Source organism: Pseudarthrobacter sp. TRD_SC_9 (genome assembly GCF_055361265.1).
On sequence record NZ_CM143956.1, the window covers coordinates 2,315,933 to 2,333,137 of the forward strand.

Genomic DNA, 17,205 nt, shown 5'->3' on the forward strand with positions numbered 1-17,205 from the left:
AAAGTTCAAGGCGTTGCCATCGACCAAAACCCACTGGGGGAAACAAATGCCCGTTGTCATGCCAATTTTCGGTACCCGCCCCGAGGCCATTAAAATGGCCCCCATTGTGACCGCTTTGCAGGAGTCCCCGCACTTCGATTGCTTCGTTACGGTAACCGGCCAGCACCGGGCCATGCTGGACCAGGTCAACGAAATTTTTGGGATCGTCCCCGATCATGACCTGAACATCCTCAAGCAGGGCCAGTCACTCTCCGCCATCATGACGCGGACCATCGACGGTCTGGATGCATTGTTCGCCACCAACAAGCCGGACGTAGTAATCGTCCAGGGCGACACCACCACTTCCACCGCCGGCGCCATCGCTGCCTTCTACCACGGCATCCCTGTGGTCCACGTTGAAGCCGGCCTGCGCAGCGGTGACCTCTTTTCCCCGTTCCCCGAAGAGGCCAACCGCAAGCTCACCAGCCAGATCGCGAGCCTGCACCTTGCACCCACGAGCGTCAGCAAGGCAAACCTCCTGGCGGAGGGTATCAACGAGGACGACATCGTGGTTACAGGCAACTCCGTCATCGACGCCCTCCTGACCACCGTGGGCAAGGAAATCCCGTTCACCGATCCCCAGCTTGAGGCTCTCGCTGCCAGCGGCCGGAAGATCCTCCTGGTCACCACGCACCGAAGGGAGAACCAAGGTGACGCCATGCGCGGCGTTGGACGTGCCTTGGCCCGGATTGCGGACGCCGAACCGGACCTGACCATTGTCCTTCCCGCCCACAAGAACCCGGTGGTCCGTCAAGCCGTACTGCCCGCCCTTGAAGGCAAGCCCAACGTACTGGTTACCGAGCCCCTGGCCTATGGCGAATTCACCAGGATGCTCTCCCTGGCGCACGTTGTGTTGACTGATTCCGGCGGAGTCCAGGAAGAAGCCCCCAGCCTGGGCAAGCCGGTCCTCGTCATGCGCGACAACACCGAACGCCCCGAAGCCCTCGATGCCGGCACCGTGACCCTGATCGGAACCGACGAAGAGCGGATCGTCAAGGAAGTGGATCGTCTGCTGCACGATCAGGACCACTTCGATTCCATGGCTAACGCAGTCAACCCCTATGGCGATGGCAAGGCTTCAGAGCGAACCGTTGCGGCCATTGCTCACATGCTGGGGTCCGGTCACCGGCTCCCCGAGTTCGGTCCTGCCGCCGTCGCCCTGACCGTGTAAGGGCATTAATCGTGAAAAACGCTGGCACTGATGCCACGGGGTTTTGCGCGGCTGCAGTCCAGCAATGATTTCATTCGAACAACAACTTTTCGAGTCATTGCGTGCTCCAGTAATCGTGTCTGGCCGCTTTCAAGATCTTCCTGTAAGCATCAAGGTCTCGGACACCTTGGCGGTTCTGCATCCTGAGTCAGCTGCCACCCGTCGGGGCAACAGAATTTACTTGCTCGACGGCGTCGGTATTGCAGGCAGCACAGCGGTCATTGACAGTGCAGGGGTTGCAGATTTACTGAGTCCCCGGCATGAGCAAGAGTCACCTAAAAGTGTCGCCGACCGATGGGGCAATGGAATAAAGAATCCCTGCGCGGCTTTCGTGATAGATCTGGCAAGGCGAGACGTCTTATGCTTGCCGGATCCCTTAGGTGGGGCGCTTGCCTTTCGGTATCTCTCCGGCTCCATCCAAGTAATTTCCACCGACACGGTTTCCCTCGCGGCTGTCGTAAGGGCTATGAACCTCCCGCTACATAAGTCAGCTGACTTCCAGCTGGAGCGGCTGGTCCTCGGCAACGGGGGGCTAGTGCCGTCCAGTTATCAAGACGTAGACCGCCTGGATCCTTTTGAGTACTGGCACGCTTTCGGTGACGGCGTGAAGCGGAAACGCTATAGCCGGGATGACTTCGAACCAACCTATGTACAGTCAGTCGAGTTGATCCGAGACGAACTCATTGAATCTGTTTTGGCAGTATCAAAGCTCCCAACCGAACGGCGAATCGCCCACATTACTGGAGGCTTCGACTCACGGCTTGTACTTGCGGCAGCCATGGCCAGTGGCTGCGAGAAGGAGTTTTTGTATTTTTGTTCCGGACCCGCTGGGAGCACGGACAGAACCATTGCCGATGGGCTGACGCTCACCCTGGGCCTGCCTAGAAGTGCGGGGGGAGGGCTGGTTGGGTCTCACGTATCCCATGTACATGAACAACTCCTTGCTCCCCTCTATCACTCTGGCGGGCTCACGTCTTCAGGGCCTAATGGCGGAGAAAAACGAAGCGATGTTGTCGTCGTCGGTGGTGGTTACGGTGGAATTTTACGGAGCACGTTTTCGTCACGATTTACTTCGCTCTCACCCGAGGACGTTTCTCCGACCAGTCTGATGGAGAAACTGGCCCCCCGTCCTGCCGGCAACGCTCAAGTTTGTGCCCAGAAAGCCTTGTCCGGCTTAGGGCATAAGTTGTGGCAAGAATGGCAACGACTCCTGGGGCAAGGCCACCCCCACGATTCGGTGGGCGACGCCCTCTACCTGGCGGTACGAAATCGCTATCATTTTGGTCAGAACTCCATGCTGTGGAGTCGGGTGGGCCGGCGGTTCGATCCCCTATATTCCGTTTCGGCGGCCTCTGCAGCTTCGCGTTTGCCCCTTTACTCACGTCAAACCAATGTTTTGGGATTCGATGTAATGACGAGCTTCGGGGTCGACCTTGAAAAATACCCCTTCGACAGAAACAGGTTCACGACTGCCTACAAGACTCTCCGACGGGAGCCATGGAAACTGGATTTTACGGGCTCCGGTCCCATCAACTTCGATGACGAACATCGAGCTGCCTTCACTGGCAAGTCGCCGCTGCCGGCGGCGCTGGACGCTCTTGCTGTCACAACCCCAAGATTGACCGGCGACGAGCGCCAGGCTGTGATTGAGAAGGCCAATAAGATCGGTCTAAATTACTGGCAAATCGCTACGATGAAGTCCGCGCAGAAATCACTCCGCACAGCCTTGAACGAGTTCGGCTTAACCACAATAGATGGCTTAGTGAACACCGAGTACGCATGGCATTTGGGGAAGGGCAGGCTGACTCAGCGAGCAGAAATTCGAGACTTGTACTCCTTGTACGGTCTCGTCGCGTGGCTTGGAACGGATGCCTAGGTTCCCGGTTCGGAGCGTCTCTCCTTGACCCATCACGAAAGGCCCGGCTAGACCCACACAGTGGTGAACGCGCGGATCGATGAGTCAGCGTCATTCCGGCGGAAGACCCGCAGTCTAATTGGACCATCCTTGCGGGGTGATTGGAATGTGAACTCAGTGTCTGTGGAATAGGGCAGCCGCTCCCGGATTCCTGCTTTTCCATATCTGCGCACCGCCAAGCTCTCGTCCTGGGCTGGCCAACACCGAAGTACAACTGCGTCCCCATCACGGGTCAAGGTGTACGGCAGTGGTGATTGATTGTCGTCAAGCTCGAAATCAAGCACTTCTGCAGACAACAAGTGCCTGAAGACGCTACCGATTTCGCTGTGCGGGACTCCGGCAAGGGTAAGGATATCCACGGTATAGCCTGCCGAATCCGCGTCTTCCAGGAGCGGCATCACATGGGAACGTAGATGGTGATCTGCGGTTCCCACAGCAACCCGGATTGACGAACGGCGTTGGCCAGCTTGCAATATCGCTTGGGCCCGTTGGTTAAGGCCCACCCTGTGATCGTCGGTTGCCCCTCCCGTCATAAATTCCAGGATTCGTGGCGCCGCCGAAAAAAGATAGTCCCCCACTCTGTACTGGGGGGCGCCAAGCAGGATGCGTCCGACTCCGAGCGTAACCCCGTGCAGCAGGGCCGCTGTACCACCCTTCGACGAGCCAGCGAACATTACGTCGTTCCAATCAACCCCCAGGTCTGCAACAAGGAGCTTCAACAATCGCTGAGTTTCTTGGAATATCGAGTCATCACCGTGATCGACCCAGTAGTAGGAACCCTGTCGTCCAAAGTCATCCAGAATGAACGCCTTTGCCAGCTTGTTATCCTTCACAGTGGACCGGTAGTTGAAGGTGAAGTCATGCTCGGCGCCAATGGCGGAAAAGACCACCAGCAGCTTGTTACCCGAGGAATCCGGGTTCTGATTGTCCAACAGGTAATTCAGGGAGCGTGCAGAGTTGTGTCTGCACCAATTCAAGTCTCCTTGGCCAATACCTCTGTCCCTGAGCAGGAAACCGTCCAACCTTAACCGGATCCGAACAGAACCCCCTGCTCCCTGCAACCCAAGGTGCCGGGCAAAGGGATCTTCCTCGCGAAAGTCCATGGACGCTGCACGCGTCGACTCGATGTCGAGTTCGGCCAGCTGTTCGTCGTCAAGCCACAATGCAGCACTGTGTCCGTGGGCGACGACGCGAATCCCTGAGGGTATGGCAATCCTGAAATTCCACTCGTCAGCTGTGGCGGGCCACTCCGCTGAGAAGACGAATTCTGTAACGTCCCGGTCTTCTGCCAGGGGCAATGACGCCGCGGGCACAGTACTGAATCCTGCCGCTGTTGCGGCGGTCGAAACCGCCGCCCACAGAGATTGTTGGACGGCTGAAAAACTTGATTCCATCCTAGCGGCCGTCACCGTCCAGCTCAGGGGAACCCACAATGACGTCGCAGAGTTCGGTCACCACTTCGTGTTTGGCAAAGTGTTCCTCCACAAAGGATCTTGCATTTGCAGCACCGTGGCGCCACGTTTCCGGGCTGGCATTCGCGGCCCCAATTTTCCGGATCATCTCCAGGACATCCTCGGCCAGCCACGCCGTGGGATAGATCTGGTCGGCGCCGGGCCAGGCAAGGCTGACTGGAAAGGCCCCTGCAACGGCGCCATCGGCGAGGGTCAGGTGAAAGGACTCAAAATCACTGACTGAAAGAACGACGCCGATCTTTCGGTACCAATCCGCCATGTCGTCGCCGTGCGGATCGAAGAGCACTGCCCCTGCAAGGTCGGGATCGTTGGAAATCCGGGAGTACTGCTCCTGGTAGTACGCCATTTCCTCGGGCCTGTTTGCCATCCAGGGGAATTCCTCCGGACGTTTGCCCTTAACGAACAACCGGTACCGGTCATCAGTGGCCCGAAGCCCTTTCAAAACATCCAGCGCCCGGTCGAGATGCTTCTGTGCTGGAACAATTCCCACCAGTCCCAGATGGAAGCGCGTCTCGTCTGCCTTGCTCTCGGGCTTGCGATCCGTGTCGACAGGGTTCGGGATTACCTGCAGTTTGGTGCGAGGGACATTGTGGTCCCGGACTGCGATATCGGCGATGTGCTGACCAACGAAGATGACCTTGTCGACGTCGTGGAAGGACACGTCTTTGAGGTAAGGCCGGAAAATTTCCTGCGAATGCACCCGCGTCACCATCCGCTGGTGGGGCAACTTATTGTGTGAGTACCAGAGCGCATTTCCTAGACCCCACTCACAGAACACCACGTCAGCTTCCAGCAACAGGCGTCGGCTCAACTCCTCGTCGTGTTTGTTATGGTCGCTCCATTTGTCAAGCATGAGCTTGTGTCCCTGGCGCGACAGCTCATCGACAATCGCCGTGGCAAACTTAAGGTCGTGTCCGGCGACAAGAATGGTCTTTGCTACCGGCTGGACGTCGGCCACATGTGCCTCCGCTGGGACACGAAGCAGGGATCGCCTAAGGCTGAGATCGACTCCTTCGAATTCGGTTGCCGTAGTTTGGAGCGCCGGCATTCCCTTTTCCGACGGTCCATACTGCGCGAGGCCCAGGCCCTTTTGGGCAGAGTCACGATCAGCGAATCCAATGCTTCGCCAGTTTCCGAAGGTGGTTGCGGTCAGCAAGTCCTCGAAAATGGTCCGATCGTCGAAGCTATCCGACCACGTCCCAATGAACGCGAGGCCGGCAGCTGCTGCCTGGTCCTTGGCAGCGGCGACGTCTTCAGCCGGAGCGACACCATCCACTGTTTCAGTCGACGCGAAGACCATCGACGGTCGTACTGTCTGGCGCCCAAGTCCTGCCAAGAATTCCGGGCTGGGGTTATCCGTGAAAACTGCATAGCTCGGCGGTTCGGGCGCCTCCACCACCAGACCGGCGGTGCGCAGGACATACGCGAGGCGATGCCCGGCGGTGTGCCCGCGGTGGATGTGGCGGTAGGCCAACCAGGCATCCCTCATTCTGACGTCCTCGTTGGACATCCATTCGCTGATCAGCAGCTCAGCCTCGCCCTGCGACGAAACCACGGGAACGAGGCCATTCAATACCTCGTCAACGCCTCTTCCTGTTCCGCTCACCACTGCCCCGCCGGACGCGGCAACTTCCATTACCCGTCGGGAAAACATGGTGGGCGAGTCATCTACAGAGTTGACGTTGATATGAACCGGATGAGCTTTGTATGCCTCAACCATGTCTGGGTAGGCCAACCCGCCCCTCACGAAGGGGGCCAGCTCGGGGGGAAAGTGGTACGGGCTCTCGGGATTGAGATGCTGGCGATCGTAGATCGCCAGGCCATGTGTTTTCCCCGCGTTGAGGATCCCGGCCAGCTCCCCGGAACGCTTCGGATACTTCTGGCCGTAAAAGGAACCCCCATAACTAACAGAATGTTCGTAGTCCCTCGTTGAAGGAAGTATGTTGTGCAAACGGGGCTGCGCATAGAAGGGCAGGGATGAGACAGTTTTGAGCCGGATGCCGGCGTTCTCCCAATACTTCGGGATGCAGTCCGCGTCGGTTGTGAACACATGGTCAAAATACTTGGCAGTTACCCGGAACCTGTTGAAATGCACAGGATCTTCCTTGTTCCAGAAGATGGTGGGTATGCGCGACCCATTGCAATGGCCTAAAAGCGCCCGGAGAGTCCCGAACTTTTCGTCGTCGTAGAAACCAACCTTGTGGTTCCAAAGCCCGTCCACGCCCTCCCAGGCAGACTCCACAAAGAGGGCGTCTATCGGTTCGTCCTGCAACTGAGTACGCCACGTAGCTGGCTTCAGCGCGACAAACTGTGCCTCCGGCGCAAGGCCCTGGAAGGTGAACTCGTCTGAAATGATCCCGATCTTGAGATCCCTGACCCGGGCCGCCGGAATTACCGTTCTGTCGTTCCTGCTCTCCCGCAATCTCTGATGCACAGCCGTGGCAACTTCTCCGGTGCGCGCCCAAGTGCGGTGCTCAAGCGTCCATAACCTGCCGCGCCTCCCTTGGGCAGCCCGCAACTCTGGGTCCAGAGCCAAACGAACAATTGCCTCTGCAAGTGACACCGGGTTCTCCGGTTCACACAAGAGTGCACGCTGCCGTTCCGAGCCTGCGATGTCACGCAACGGTGCCAGGTCGGTGAGCACCACGGCTTTACCACTTGCCATTGCTTCAAGCGGTTTCAGGGGAGAGACCATCTCGGTAACGGGCAGCCGGCGCCGGGGGCAAGGTGCGATGTCAAAGAGGCTCAGGTAACCGGGGATGGACTTGGCCGGTACGCGGCCCGTGAAAGTAACCAGATGCTCAATTTGCAGGTCCTTGGCGAGATCTTTCAGCTCCGGGAGCTGCTTTCCATCGCCTACCACCAGCAGGTGTGCATCGATTCCCTGCTGAGCCACAATCTTCATCGAAGCTAAGAGGTCCGGAAGCCCTTCATAGGCAACTAGGCTTCCCGCATATCCGACCAGCACCGACGTTTCTGGGATTCCGAGCTTCTTGCGGAATCCCGGCAGAGGCGGCATTGGTGAAAACTTCACTGTGTCCACAGAATTCGGCAGCAACGTGATCCTCTGCGGATCAACGCCTCGACGAACCAGCTCCGCTTTGACTTGCGCCGTGATGGCGAGAACCTCATCCGCCTCCCGGGCGACGAGTGCCTCCAGTCCGGCGGCCAACTGAAAGCGGTCCGATTCTGACCAACCGGGCTTATCTGACAGTTCCGTGATCTCCCAAAGTCCTCTAACTTCGTAGACGAAGGGAACTCCAAGCCTCCGCGCTGCCATCAAAGCCGGAAGTGCAGTGACGTAGTTGGACGCTGCATGAATTACTGAAGCCCTGCTGCGCTGGGCCTCCCTGACGAACACATCCACGGAACGCCCGACGTATCGGTCCAAGGGTTCCTGGGTCCAGCTGGGGCCCGGATTATAGATGTGGCGCACGCCCGATACGTTCTCTTCAAACCTTCGCTTTCCCACAGCGGACACGTCGGTTTTCACATCCCACGGATATCCCGGGCGGGCAACGACGAAGACGTCTTCGCCCCGCTCTTTCAGCCCTGCCACGAGTCCTGCTGTCCGGGTGGAATAACCGTTGCTGTTGAACTGGCCGGTGCTGTGGGCGCAGTACATCACCCGGCCATGCTCGGGTAGGTATCCGTAGTTGGGTTGGCGTGGTGAGATGAACGGTGGCGTTTTGAATATGGCAGCCTGCCCCAGAATGTTGCCGGCAATCTGTGCCTCCGCCACGGACATTTCCTTGACCAGATCCCGGTTGGCAGCGATACGTTCGGCAGGTAAGGCGACTTCGCCACGGACGAAATACTCGTGCGTTATCAGCATATACAGCGCGCTCTTGGAAGGGTTGGACGCAAAGTCCTGGACCAGGGCTGAATAATCTTGCTGGTTTGCCACCTTCTTCTTGGGCCCTGTAGTAGCTTGTCCAGGGTTCCGGGACTGATGCGCCAGACTCGGCTCAAGAGCGGCCGGCGCTTTCAACGGCATCGCTTGGCTGGAACCGAGTGCTGAAGCAATCCTGCCGGGCAATGAACGGACAGCACTGGCGGGCCTCGTAATCATCCTGCCTACCTTGAGGCTCTGCGACCTGCGCAGTGCACTCAATGTTTCCTTGAGGCGTTGATTATCAGTCTTCAGGACATCGTGCTTGGCCTTGAAAGAATCCCGGGCCCGTCGCATGGCGGCGAGATCCTTGGCCAGGTCCTCAGCCTTGCGAGACGCCTCGCTCTCTTTCCGGCGCAAGTTCTCGTAGTCAGCAATCAGCTTGTCGATGTCCGCAGCGTAGAGCCGACGTTTTGCCAGCTGCACTGCCGACGTCTGCACACTCTCGTCAGGATGTTTCACAGGTTCCCGTCAGCTCCGCACATTTCTACTGCCAGATTCCGCGGGTATCTACCAACGGCTTTCCTGCCAGAACTGAGTGGTCGAATTCCTTGAAGTCATCATGATCTACCAACAGCAGCACGGCGTCGGCTGACGCAATGGACTCATCCAAATCACCGAGCTGCACATTGGTGAGCCCGCTCAGCTGGCGGGGCAGCTGGGTCACATGCGGTTCAACTACCAGCAGTTCCGCGCCATCGAGCTTGGCACTGAGTCGCTCAACAATGGCAACAGATGGCGATTCCCGCAGGTCGTCGATATTCGCCTTGAAGGCGAGTCCAAGAACCGCAACCTTGGGATTGATCATTCCGTTCACAGCTCGGATGGTCCTGTCGACTACCCAATCCGGCTTCTGGTCGTTCGTCTCGCGGGCTTGTCGGATCAGCTGGGCATCTTCTGGAGCCGCAGCAACAATGAACCAAGGGTCAACCGCGATGCAGTGGCCGCCCACGCCGGGGCCCGGTTGCAGGATGTTCACACGCGGGTGGTGGTTGGCGAGCTTGATCAGTTCCCAGACGTTGATGCCAAGCTTGTCGCTGATCACGGACAGCTCGTTTGCAAAGGCAATGTTGACGTCGCGGTAGGAGTTCTCGACCAACTTGGCCATCTCGGCGGTGATCGCGTCGGTGACAAGGATTTCGCCCTGGCAGAAAACTGCGTACAGGGCCTTGGCCAGCTCAGCTGCCTCAGGAGTCAGACCGCCCACAATCCTGTCGTTTGTCACAAGTTCAATCATGATGCGGCCGGGCAGCACTCGCTCCGGGCAGTGGGCTACATGGATGGCGGGCTTGCCAGCAGCACCATCAAGGCTGAGATCCGGGCGCAGGCTGATCAGGTAATCACCCAGGAGCTGGGTGGTGCCGGGAGGGGACGTGGACTCGAGGATGATCAGCTCTCCACCCACAAGCTGCGGAGCAATGTTGCGTGCTGCTGCCTTGATGTACGTCACGTCGCCGGTGCGGTCCGGGTTAAAGGGTGTGGGAACAGCAACGATGTAAGCCTGCACAGCCGGAGTATCACGCGAAGCGCTCAACTTATGCTGGGTTACAGCCCCAGCCACATACAAGGCAAGGTCGGGCTCTACGAAGGGCACCTCACCCCTGTTGACGGCGTCGATCGTGTTGTCATTGACGTCCACACCAATAACCACAATGCCGTTGGCCGCGAGTATTGCAGCAGTTGGCAATCCTATGTAACCCAATCCGATGACTGCTACGTTTTCAATTTTGTTCATGCGGGAAACCCCCCTTTGTCAGACAGAGACTTCATCCCTGTAGTTACCAAAAAATCTGACGTCACCAGTGGCGAGCAATGCTTCTTCACTGACTTGCCAGGTGTGTCCCTCTCCGGATCGCAGCTGGCAGTAGTTGAACCTGTCAGCCGCATAGATGGATCCACCAGCCTGAACCACCAGTTTGAGGAAAAGACTGTCCTCCCCACTCCCGACATCATCAAAGGGGTTGGCCCGGAAGGTTCCCGCGGAGCCCATGATCGTCGGCCCCATCACGGTCCGAGTATACCGATGCTCCCACTCCGGGAACCGAAGAATGGTGGCGTTACGCTGTTCGAGGTGCATGTAATGTGCTTGTTTTCCGACGACATCCGCCCGGGAGTACTCCAGCGCGTACAGCTGATCACTCAAGTAATCCGGAGCGTAGAAGTCGTCGTCGTCCATTTTCGTCAGGACGTCGCCGGACGCCGCATCAACGCAAAGGTTGAGACAACGACCCAAGGATTCAGAACGGTCCGCGGTCAAAATCTTTGCGTTGGATACACCGAACTCGTCCTGGAGCTTCCGTATCTGGTTACCGTCCGCGGTGAAGCCGTGTGTCAGCAGCACCAGTTCGACATCGACGTCGCGTTGGCTTCCCACAGTCCTAAAAACGTGTTCCAGCTGCCAGGGGCGAATTGTTGAGACCAAAGCAGATACGGGCCGACCTTGTTTCTCCACAGCCATTCCCGGGACAGCCAACTCGATGATCTGGTTGCTGCGGGTCTGGTAGGTGTGCTCTTTCCAGATCCGTCGTTGACCCCTATGTAGCTGGCGTTCAGCGATGCCTGGATTCCGCTGCAATGCCCTTAGCAGCTGTTCAGCTTCCGCTTCCGAGGAGACTGTAAATATTTCATCCGGCCGGAAATAGGTTTCGATGGCGGGACTGGGGGTGGTAACAACGGCTGAACCCGCCGCAACAATTTCAAAGACGCGGCGCGAACACATCGTCGTGGAATCAACCACGGAGTTTACATTCAGGAATGTCTTATAGGCCTTGTAAGCCGTGAGCATTTGCGGATAGTCCAAAGAGCCCACAACACGGGCTGCATACTCGGCCGGAAACGCGTAGCGGGCATCGCCGCCTGCTTGTCGGGAAAAAATCTCCAGACCGATCGGCATGGAATCCGAAGCCGCCGAGGCGGCGCCAAGAAGCATGTCGAGTTGCTGACGGCGTTCGGGATACTTCTCGGTGAAGTACATGCCACCGAACGCGACGTCCCGGCTGTGCCACCCAAACTTGGGCCGTACTGGATTGTGAACTGCTGGCTGGGCAGCAAACGGGAGTACTGCGACGTTTTCGTGGCCCAGATCGTTGCGGTAAGCAGGTATGCGTCCGGCATCACTGGTGAAGACAAAATCAAACAGCCTGGCCGCAGGCAGGAAGTCCAGGTAGTGCGGAGGATCTTCCTTGTTCCAGAAAACAGTGGGAGTGGCTCGCTGGTTGCACCATTCGACAATCTCGGCCAAAGCGCCCGGGTGTTCAGTCCGGGCGATCTTTCCGGACCAACGACCACTTCGTCCATGCCACACCGATTCGACGAAGAGGAAGTCAATTTCCCGCCCGGCAAGATCCTCCCGCCATGTCTTTGGCGACAGGGCGATGCAGTCCCACTCGAAGTCGAAGCCGAGAGCAGAGAATTCATCGAGGATGACGGCCACTCGGGGTTTCGGACGATCCCTGCCGCGAACGCCGCTTGGATCCGTTGGCTTGAACTGCAAGCGCTTCTTTTTTCCGCGCCCCGTCCACGCCCCTTCAGCACCCCTGATGGTTTCTAGTTTGCGGTGCCCTGCCTCGTAAGACTCTCGCTCCAACCAGGTGCGAACTTGCTTTGGCCCCCCGGCGCGCAGGTGCCAGATAAACTTGCGGGCGTTGGCGATGCTCTTCTTCACGCCCGCGTTCTCCGAGTAAAGTTTCGATCGCTGACATCTGCCACAATCAGGGTGTTGATCATTCGGCGGCGCAATTTCATAGCGCCTATACGATCGCTTTCAGCAAGTTTCTGTGTGAACATCCGGTACCACTTAATCACTTGGGCCGGCTCGCCGTCTGCAAGCAATTCGCCTTGGTCAATCCAGATGACCCTGTTACAGAGATCTGTGATGGTGGGCATGCTGTGACTGACCAAAAAAACGGTTCCAGCCTGGTCCAGGAGTTCCAGCATCTTCTTACGGGTTCGGTCCTTGAACTGCGCATCGCCGGTATTCAAAGCCTCGTCAATAATAAGAATCTCGGGATCGATGGCTGCGGCGATCGCGAACCGAAGGCGGGAACCCATTCCGGCCGAATAGGATTTCATCGGCATATGGATTGCTTCTTCCAAACCGGAAAGCTCCACGATTTCGTCATACTTCGCGTTGATCTGGGCGTGGCTCATACCCATTGCCAGGCACCCCAGGACGATGTTCTGATCCCCAGACAGCCCGGGAATCAACGCAGCATTCACGCCGAGCATCACAGGTGTGGAGGTGGCGTACACGGCGCCCGTTGTGGGCGGGACCTGACCGCCGATCAGCTTGAGAAGGGTGCTTTTTCCTGAACCGTTCCGGCCAATAATCCCCACGGATTCGCCGTGTTGGACCACCAAGGATAGTTCCTTGAGTGCAGGCACGTCAACGGTTTTAGTGAGGCCCCCGAGTCGTCGAATGCCAAAAGTCTTCTTGGCATCAGCTGAGATCGAACTGTGTGACCGGCTGGTGGTGCGGTAGGTCATGGTGACCTTGTCCACTACAACGGCAGGCGCTCCCTGCACAAAATCAAGTTCAGAGTTCCCGTCCATAGCTTTCCTCCCCCTTCCAGAAGAAAACCATGCCGACGGCGAGGGTACCGAGCGCCCAGAGGGCAAGAATCGACCAGGCCCGCCAATCCCCGACACTGCTATAGAGCAAGCATTCGCGGGCCAAATGCAACACGTTGTAGAGCGGGTTAAACTCCATAATCGTCTTCATCACGGGAAATTCGTTAAAGCGCTCGATGGAAAAGAACAAACATGACGCGTACATCCAGAGACGCATCGCGTACGAGATGATCTGGCTGGCGTCGTTGAAGCCGGAAACGACCCTAGCCAGAATCAAACCAAGACCCAAGTTGAAGAGGAATTGCAGGCTCACAATGGGCAACAGGAGGAGCCACCGCCAACTAATCTCTTCACTGGGTGGAAGTACTATCACCAGAACAAGCATCGTAATAAGCACCGGAATGTTGGCTAATAACTCCCTGACGTTGGAAGCCAGGACTAAACTTGCGCGGGGAAACTGAAAGGCATGAATCACATTTTTATTGCTCGTGATAATCTTCGACGACCTACTGACTGCGCGTGTCGACATCTGGAAAAGGAAAACACCGATGATAAGAAAGGATACAAAGTTCTCGATCCCCCGCCCTGAATTGAGCAACACACCCATGATGAGATAAAACATTAGACCGTTGAGCAACGGCCCCAGGATCAGCCACAACCGTCCAAGATGATCCTGTTCATTCCCCGTCTGGATACGGGCCTGGGCGTCATAGAAGATGAAGTGTCGGTAGTCCCAAAGCGCGACCAGGTAATCAAGGAACGGCGGCCGCTGGCCGACGCGCCTAAGGCCACGAAGATTGACCGAGGTTTCCACCACAGTCGGCTTTGGGCCTTCCGGCACGGTGGGCGTCTGAATTGTCACCGGTACTGCTCCAAAATTCTCTCGTAGGCCGCGCTGACGGACTGTGCGTTTGCTGTCCATGTCCTGGAATCCAGCACTGTTTGCCGCCCCTTGCGGCCCATGCGGATGCGCTTCTGGTCATCCGCCAGCAATGTCTCCAGCTTTGCAGCCATATCTGCCGGGCCTTGGCTGCTGCACAACAAGCCGGTATCGCCGTCATTCACGATTTCGGCCAAGGCCGGCAGCCGACTGGCCACCACAGGGCGAGCAGCAGCCATCGCCTCTACCGGTTTCAATGGTGTCACATCCCGCGTCACGGCGAGATCTTTACGCGGAACAACAAAAACGTCCAAAGCTTGGTGATACAGATGAGCCTGGCTTCGCGGCACCCGTCCGGTGAAAATTACTCGCTCTGACAAAGCGGCAACCCGCGCCTGTTCCTTGAGTTCGGGCAGCACAACACCGTCACCCACAATCAGAAGATTCAGATCAGGTTGCTTCGACGCCAGTAGGCCGAAGGCGGTAATAAGATCGTCCAGCCCCTCATACCCCACCAGACTGCTCACCGTGCCGATGAGTTGCGTGCCGGGATCCAGTCCAAGTGCCCGCCGGGCGTCGGCCGGAGCTAACGGTTCCTTAAGGAACTCTCCACCCACGGCGTTCGGTGCCACCAGAACGTTTTCCTCGGGAACTCCTGAGGAAATGATGTTCTCCTTCATCGCCCGCCCAAGCGTCACCACCAGGTTTGCCGACCGCATAGACTCTGCCTCGCGTTCACTGAACAGCCGGTAGCGTTCACTCAACACTGCTTCAGGCCCGCGAGTCGCGGCCCAGGTGTCCGCAAGTTGTCCGCGGACCTCGTAGACCCAAGGAATGCCCAGCGCCTCCGCAACGGCCCGCACCACTAGGGCATTGACGTAATGCGTGGTTGTGTGCAGCACGGTGGGCCGGAATTCCATTGCAACTGCCAACAGTGCCTCAGCCTGCTGCTGCAAGCGACCGTCCATGGTGGCGGCCAACCGGGGCGGCAACAGCCGCCGGTAGGTGACGCCATCCACAACGTCTTCGGCACTGGCCAAGAGCTTACCCACCTGAACCGGGTACCCGATGCGGGTCACCGCCAGGACGTCCCAACCAGCGTCACGCTGAGCACTCAGGATGGAATGTGAACGCTGCGCGTAACCGCTGGCTGTGTGAGGCAGCGAGTTTGTCAGCAGATGCAACACCCGCTTTGGAAGGGGAGTGAAGTCCACAGGTGGGAGGTGTGGGCGCCATCCCTCGAGGATTCGGAGTTCCGCAGCGAGACGCGCCCCCTGCCGGCGTTCAGCGCCGGTGTTGGCGTTTTCCAAATGCGCGACGGCGGCACTTGCGTCGCCGCTGTACCAAGACCTTCGGGCTTTGAGGGGATTCAAACGGGAGGCACCAACGGAGTGGGACAACAGGGCGTCGGCGATATCCGGCCGATTGGCCACGAGGGCGATATCAGCCATAGCCCGGGCGTGGTCCGGGGTCAGCTGTGCGCTCTGAACAGACTTCTCCAGTAGCCGAACGACGCGGGCTTCTTCCCCCTTGATCAGACCGGCAAGCAGCGCAGGAACAGCGGTGCTGTTGGCTCCATAACCGCGGGATGCCAGCGTGGCCAATGGCTGGATAACCCGGGCGGGAAGACGTCGGGAAACCTGGAGGAACAACAAAGCCGGGTCATCAACCAGATGCTGGCTGGCAGTTCCGGCCGCGAGGCGAAGATTTGTCAGTTGCTGATTCATCTTCTGGAGGCAGCCTTTTTTGAGGCCAGGAGATCGCTCAGCAGTTCCATGTACTGTGCAGCCAGCAAGGGATAGTCGGCGTGTTGCTTGACCCACTGCCGGCTGTCAGAATTACGCACCAGTTGTCCCCGGTCGGCTGCCAGTTGACGCCACAATGCAGCAACGGCCTCCGGATTGCTGGGGACGATGTGCCCAGCGCCAGCATCTTCCAGTATCCGGGCAGCTTCGCCCAGGACGATGCCCGTGACGTGGCGGCCGATGGCCAGGACTTCATAGGTCTTGGACGGGACTGTGGTTTCAAACGATTTCCAGTCATCACGCAGGGACACAATGCAGGTGTCCGCCGCAGCGTAGCGCTCCATCACTTCGCGTCCGTGCAGTGAGTCGTGGAAGGTTACGGGAGCATCCAGCTCTTCGGCGAGCCGCTCCAGGGCGGGCCGCTGAACGCCGTGTCCCACCATGTGCAAATGCATCGAATCCCCAACCAGGGCACTCGCCTGAATGGCTACCTCGAGCCGTTGACTCTTCCCGTGGTTGCCCAGGTAGAGAGCCTCAAAATTCGGCCTTTCAAGCGCCGGCGGTTCCAGTACGGGTAGCGAATCGAGCAGTACACCGTTGCTGACGGTGGCCACGTTTTTCAGGCCTCTGGCGCGTAAAGTATCCGCGAATCCTTCGGTAACTGTCACCACTAGGTCCGCCCTGCGTTGGACAAAGTCGACTGCCCGTTCGGCTAAACTCTTCACGTTCCCGGACACCAAGCGGGCGTCACGGGCCAGGTCCGGCCAGGCGTCACGCATCTCAACAATGAGCGGAACCTTGCGCAGCCGCGACAGAACGTAGCCCGCCCCAAGCATTGGAAGGCTGGGCGCCGTGACCAACAGCAGGTCGGAACGCCTGCTGAGCAGACCTGCGGGAATGGACATAAGGGCGGAAAAGCATTGGTCAATAAACTTCGCCACGTGCGAATTTCCATGGCGCAGGTACGGAACACGCCGGATCAGTTCGGAATACTTTCCGAGCTGCCTGCAAAACGGCTGGCCTGCCACGCTCGGCGGAAGCTCCCGGCGGCCGTGCGGCGTATGTGCCACTGGAGTTACTACGTCAATCTGCCAGCCCGCCGCATCCAATTCGCGGACCAGGGCAGACCAACGGCGTTGGGGCGGACTGCTTTCGGGCCAGTACGAATGCGTGAGTAGCGTCAGACGAGGGTGTTGGGAACTGCGTCCAATGGTCTTACGTTCCAGATCAGTCACGCCCCTACTTGCCCGGTGCAATCGGCGAACGACGGCCTTTGGACCCCAGTACTCGAAAGTACAGGAATCCGGCACCGAGCAGGGCAGCAATGGTAAGAACTTGGACATGTAAGGGGCTGCCGGATGCCGTAGCAACAACGGAGTCAATGGCCTTGCTCATAGGCGCGGGAAGGGATGCCGGAGCTGCAGCGGCGGAAGTCTCCGGTGCAGTGGTCGGAGTAGGGCTCGGCGTAGCGGTTTCGGTGATA

The 17,205-nt window shown here is 58.2% G+C and carries 10 protein-coding genes; 2 read left to right on the forward strand and 8 right to left on the reverse strand.

Going from position 1 to position 17,205, the window contains the following annotated elements:
- Positions 1 to 46: 46 nt before the first annotated feature.
- Both wecB and ACWA13_RS10875 read left to right on the forward strand, forming a co-directional pair.
- A complete protein-coding gene (wecB, locus tag ACWA13_RS10870) occupies positions 47 to 1,210 on the forward strand; it encodes a non-hydrolyzing UDP-N-acetylglucosamine 2-epimerase (protein WP_463933992.1) in 1,164 nt (387 codons plus the stop codon).
- A gap of 64 nt (positions 1,211 to 1,274) precedes the next feature.
- Complete coding sequence (locus tag ACWA13_RS10875) at positions 1,275 to 3,125, forward strand: hypothetical protein (protein WP_463933994.1); 1,851 nt, start codon at positions 1,275 to 1,277, stop codon at positions 3,123 to 3,125.
- 47 nt (positions 3,126 to 3,172) lie between these two features.
- Here the strand turns inward: ACWA13_RS10875 and ACWA13_RS10880 are convergent, their stop codons facing one another.
- From ACWA13_RS10880 to ACWA13_RS10915, 8 genes are all read right to left on the reverse strand, one after another.
- Positions 3,173 to 4,327, reverse strand: coding sequence for a hypothetical protein (locus ACWA13_RS10880; RefSeq protein WP_463933995.1), 1,155 nt, complete (start codon positions 4,325 to 4,327; stop codon positions 3,173 to 3,175).
- 232 nt (positions 4,328 to 4,559) lie between these two features.
- On the reverse strand, positions 4,560 to 8,954 hold the full coding sequence (locus tag ACWA13_RS10885; RefSeq protein WP_463933997.1) for a glycosyltransferase: 4,395 nt from the start codon (positions 8,952 to 8,954) through the stop codon (positions 4,560 to 4,562).
- Between the two features lie 61 nt (positions 8,955 to 9,015).
- A complete protein-coding gene (gene wecC / locus ACWA13_RS10890; protein WP_463933999.1) occupies positions 9,016 to 10,263 on the reverse strand; it encodes a UDP-N-acetyl-D-mannosamine dehydrogenase in 1,248 nt (415 codons plus the stop codon).
- A gap of 18 nt (positions 10,264 to 10,281) precedes the next feature.
- Positions 10,282 to 12,192: a glycosyltransferase family protein gene (locus ACWA13_RS10895; protein WP_463934002.1), complete on the reverse strand. Its 1,911-nt coding sequence runs from the start codon at positions 12,190 to 12,192 to the stop codon at positions 10,282 to 10,284.
- Positions 12,189 to 13,079, reverse strand: coding sequence for an ABC transporter ATP-binding protein (locus ACWA13_RS10900; RefSeq protein ID WP_463934004.1), 891 nt, complete (start codon positions 13,077 to 13,079; stop codon positions 12,189 to 12,191). The genes ACWA13_RS10895 and ACWA13_RS10900 overlap by 4 nt, the downstream gene beginning before the upstream one ends.
- Positions 13,063 to 13,959 (reverse strand): ABC transporter permease, encoded by an 897-nt coding sequence (locus ACWA13_RS10905; protein WP_463934006.1) that lies wholly within the window; start codon positions 13,957 to 13,959, stop codon positions 13,063 to 13,065. The genes ACWA13_RS10900 and ACWA13_RS10905 overlap by 17 nt, the downstream gene beginning before the upstream one ends.
- Positions 13,956 to 15,704, reverse strand: a complete 1,749-nt coding sequence (locus tag ACWA13_RS10910) for a glycosyltransferase family 4 protein (protein ID WP_463934008.1) — start codon at positions 15,702 to 15,704, stop codon at positions 13,956 to 13,958. The genes ACWA13_RS10905 and ACWA13_RS10910 overlap by 4 nt, the downstream gene beginning before the upstream one ends.
- Positions 15,701 to 17,065, reverse strand: a complete 1,365-nt coding sequence (locus ACWA13_RS10915; RefSeq protein WP_463934010.1) for a glycosyltransferase family 4 protein — start codon at positions 17,063 to 17,065, stop codon at positions 15,701 to 15,703. Before ACWA13_RS10915 ends, ACWA13_RS10910 begins: the two co-directional genes overlap by 4 nt.
- Positions 17,066 to 17,205: the final 140 nt, after the last annotated feature.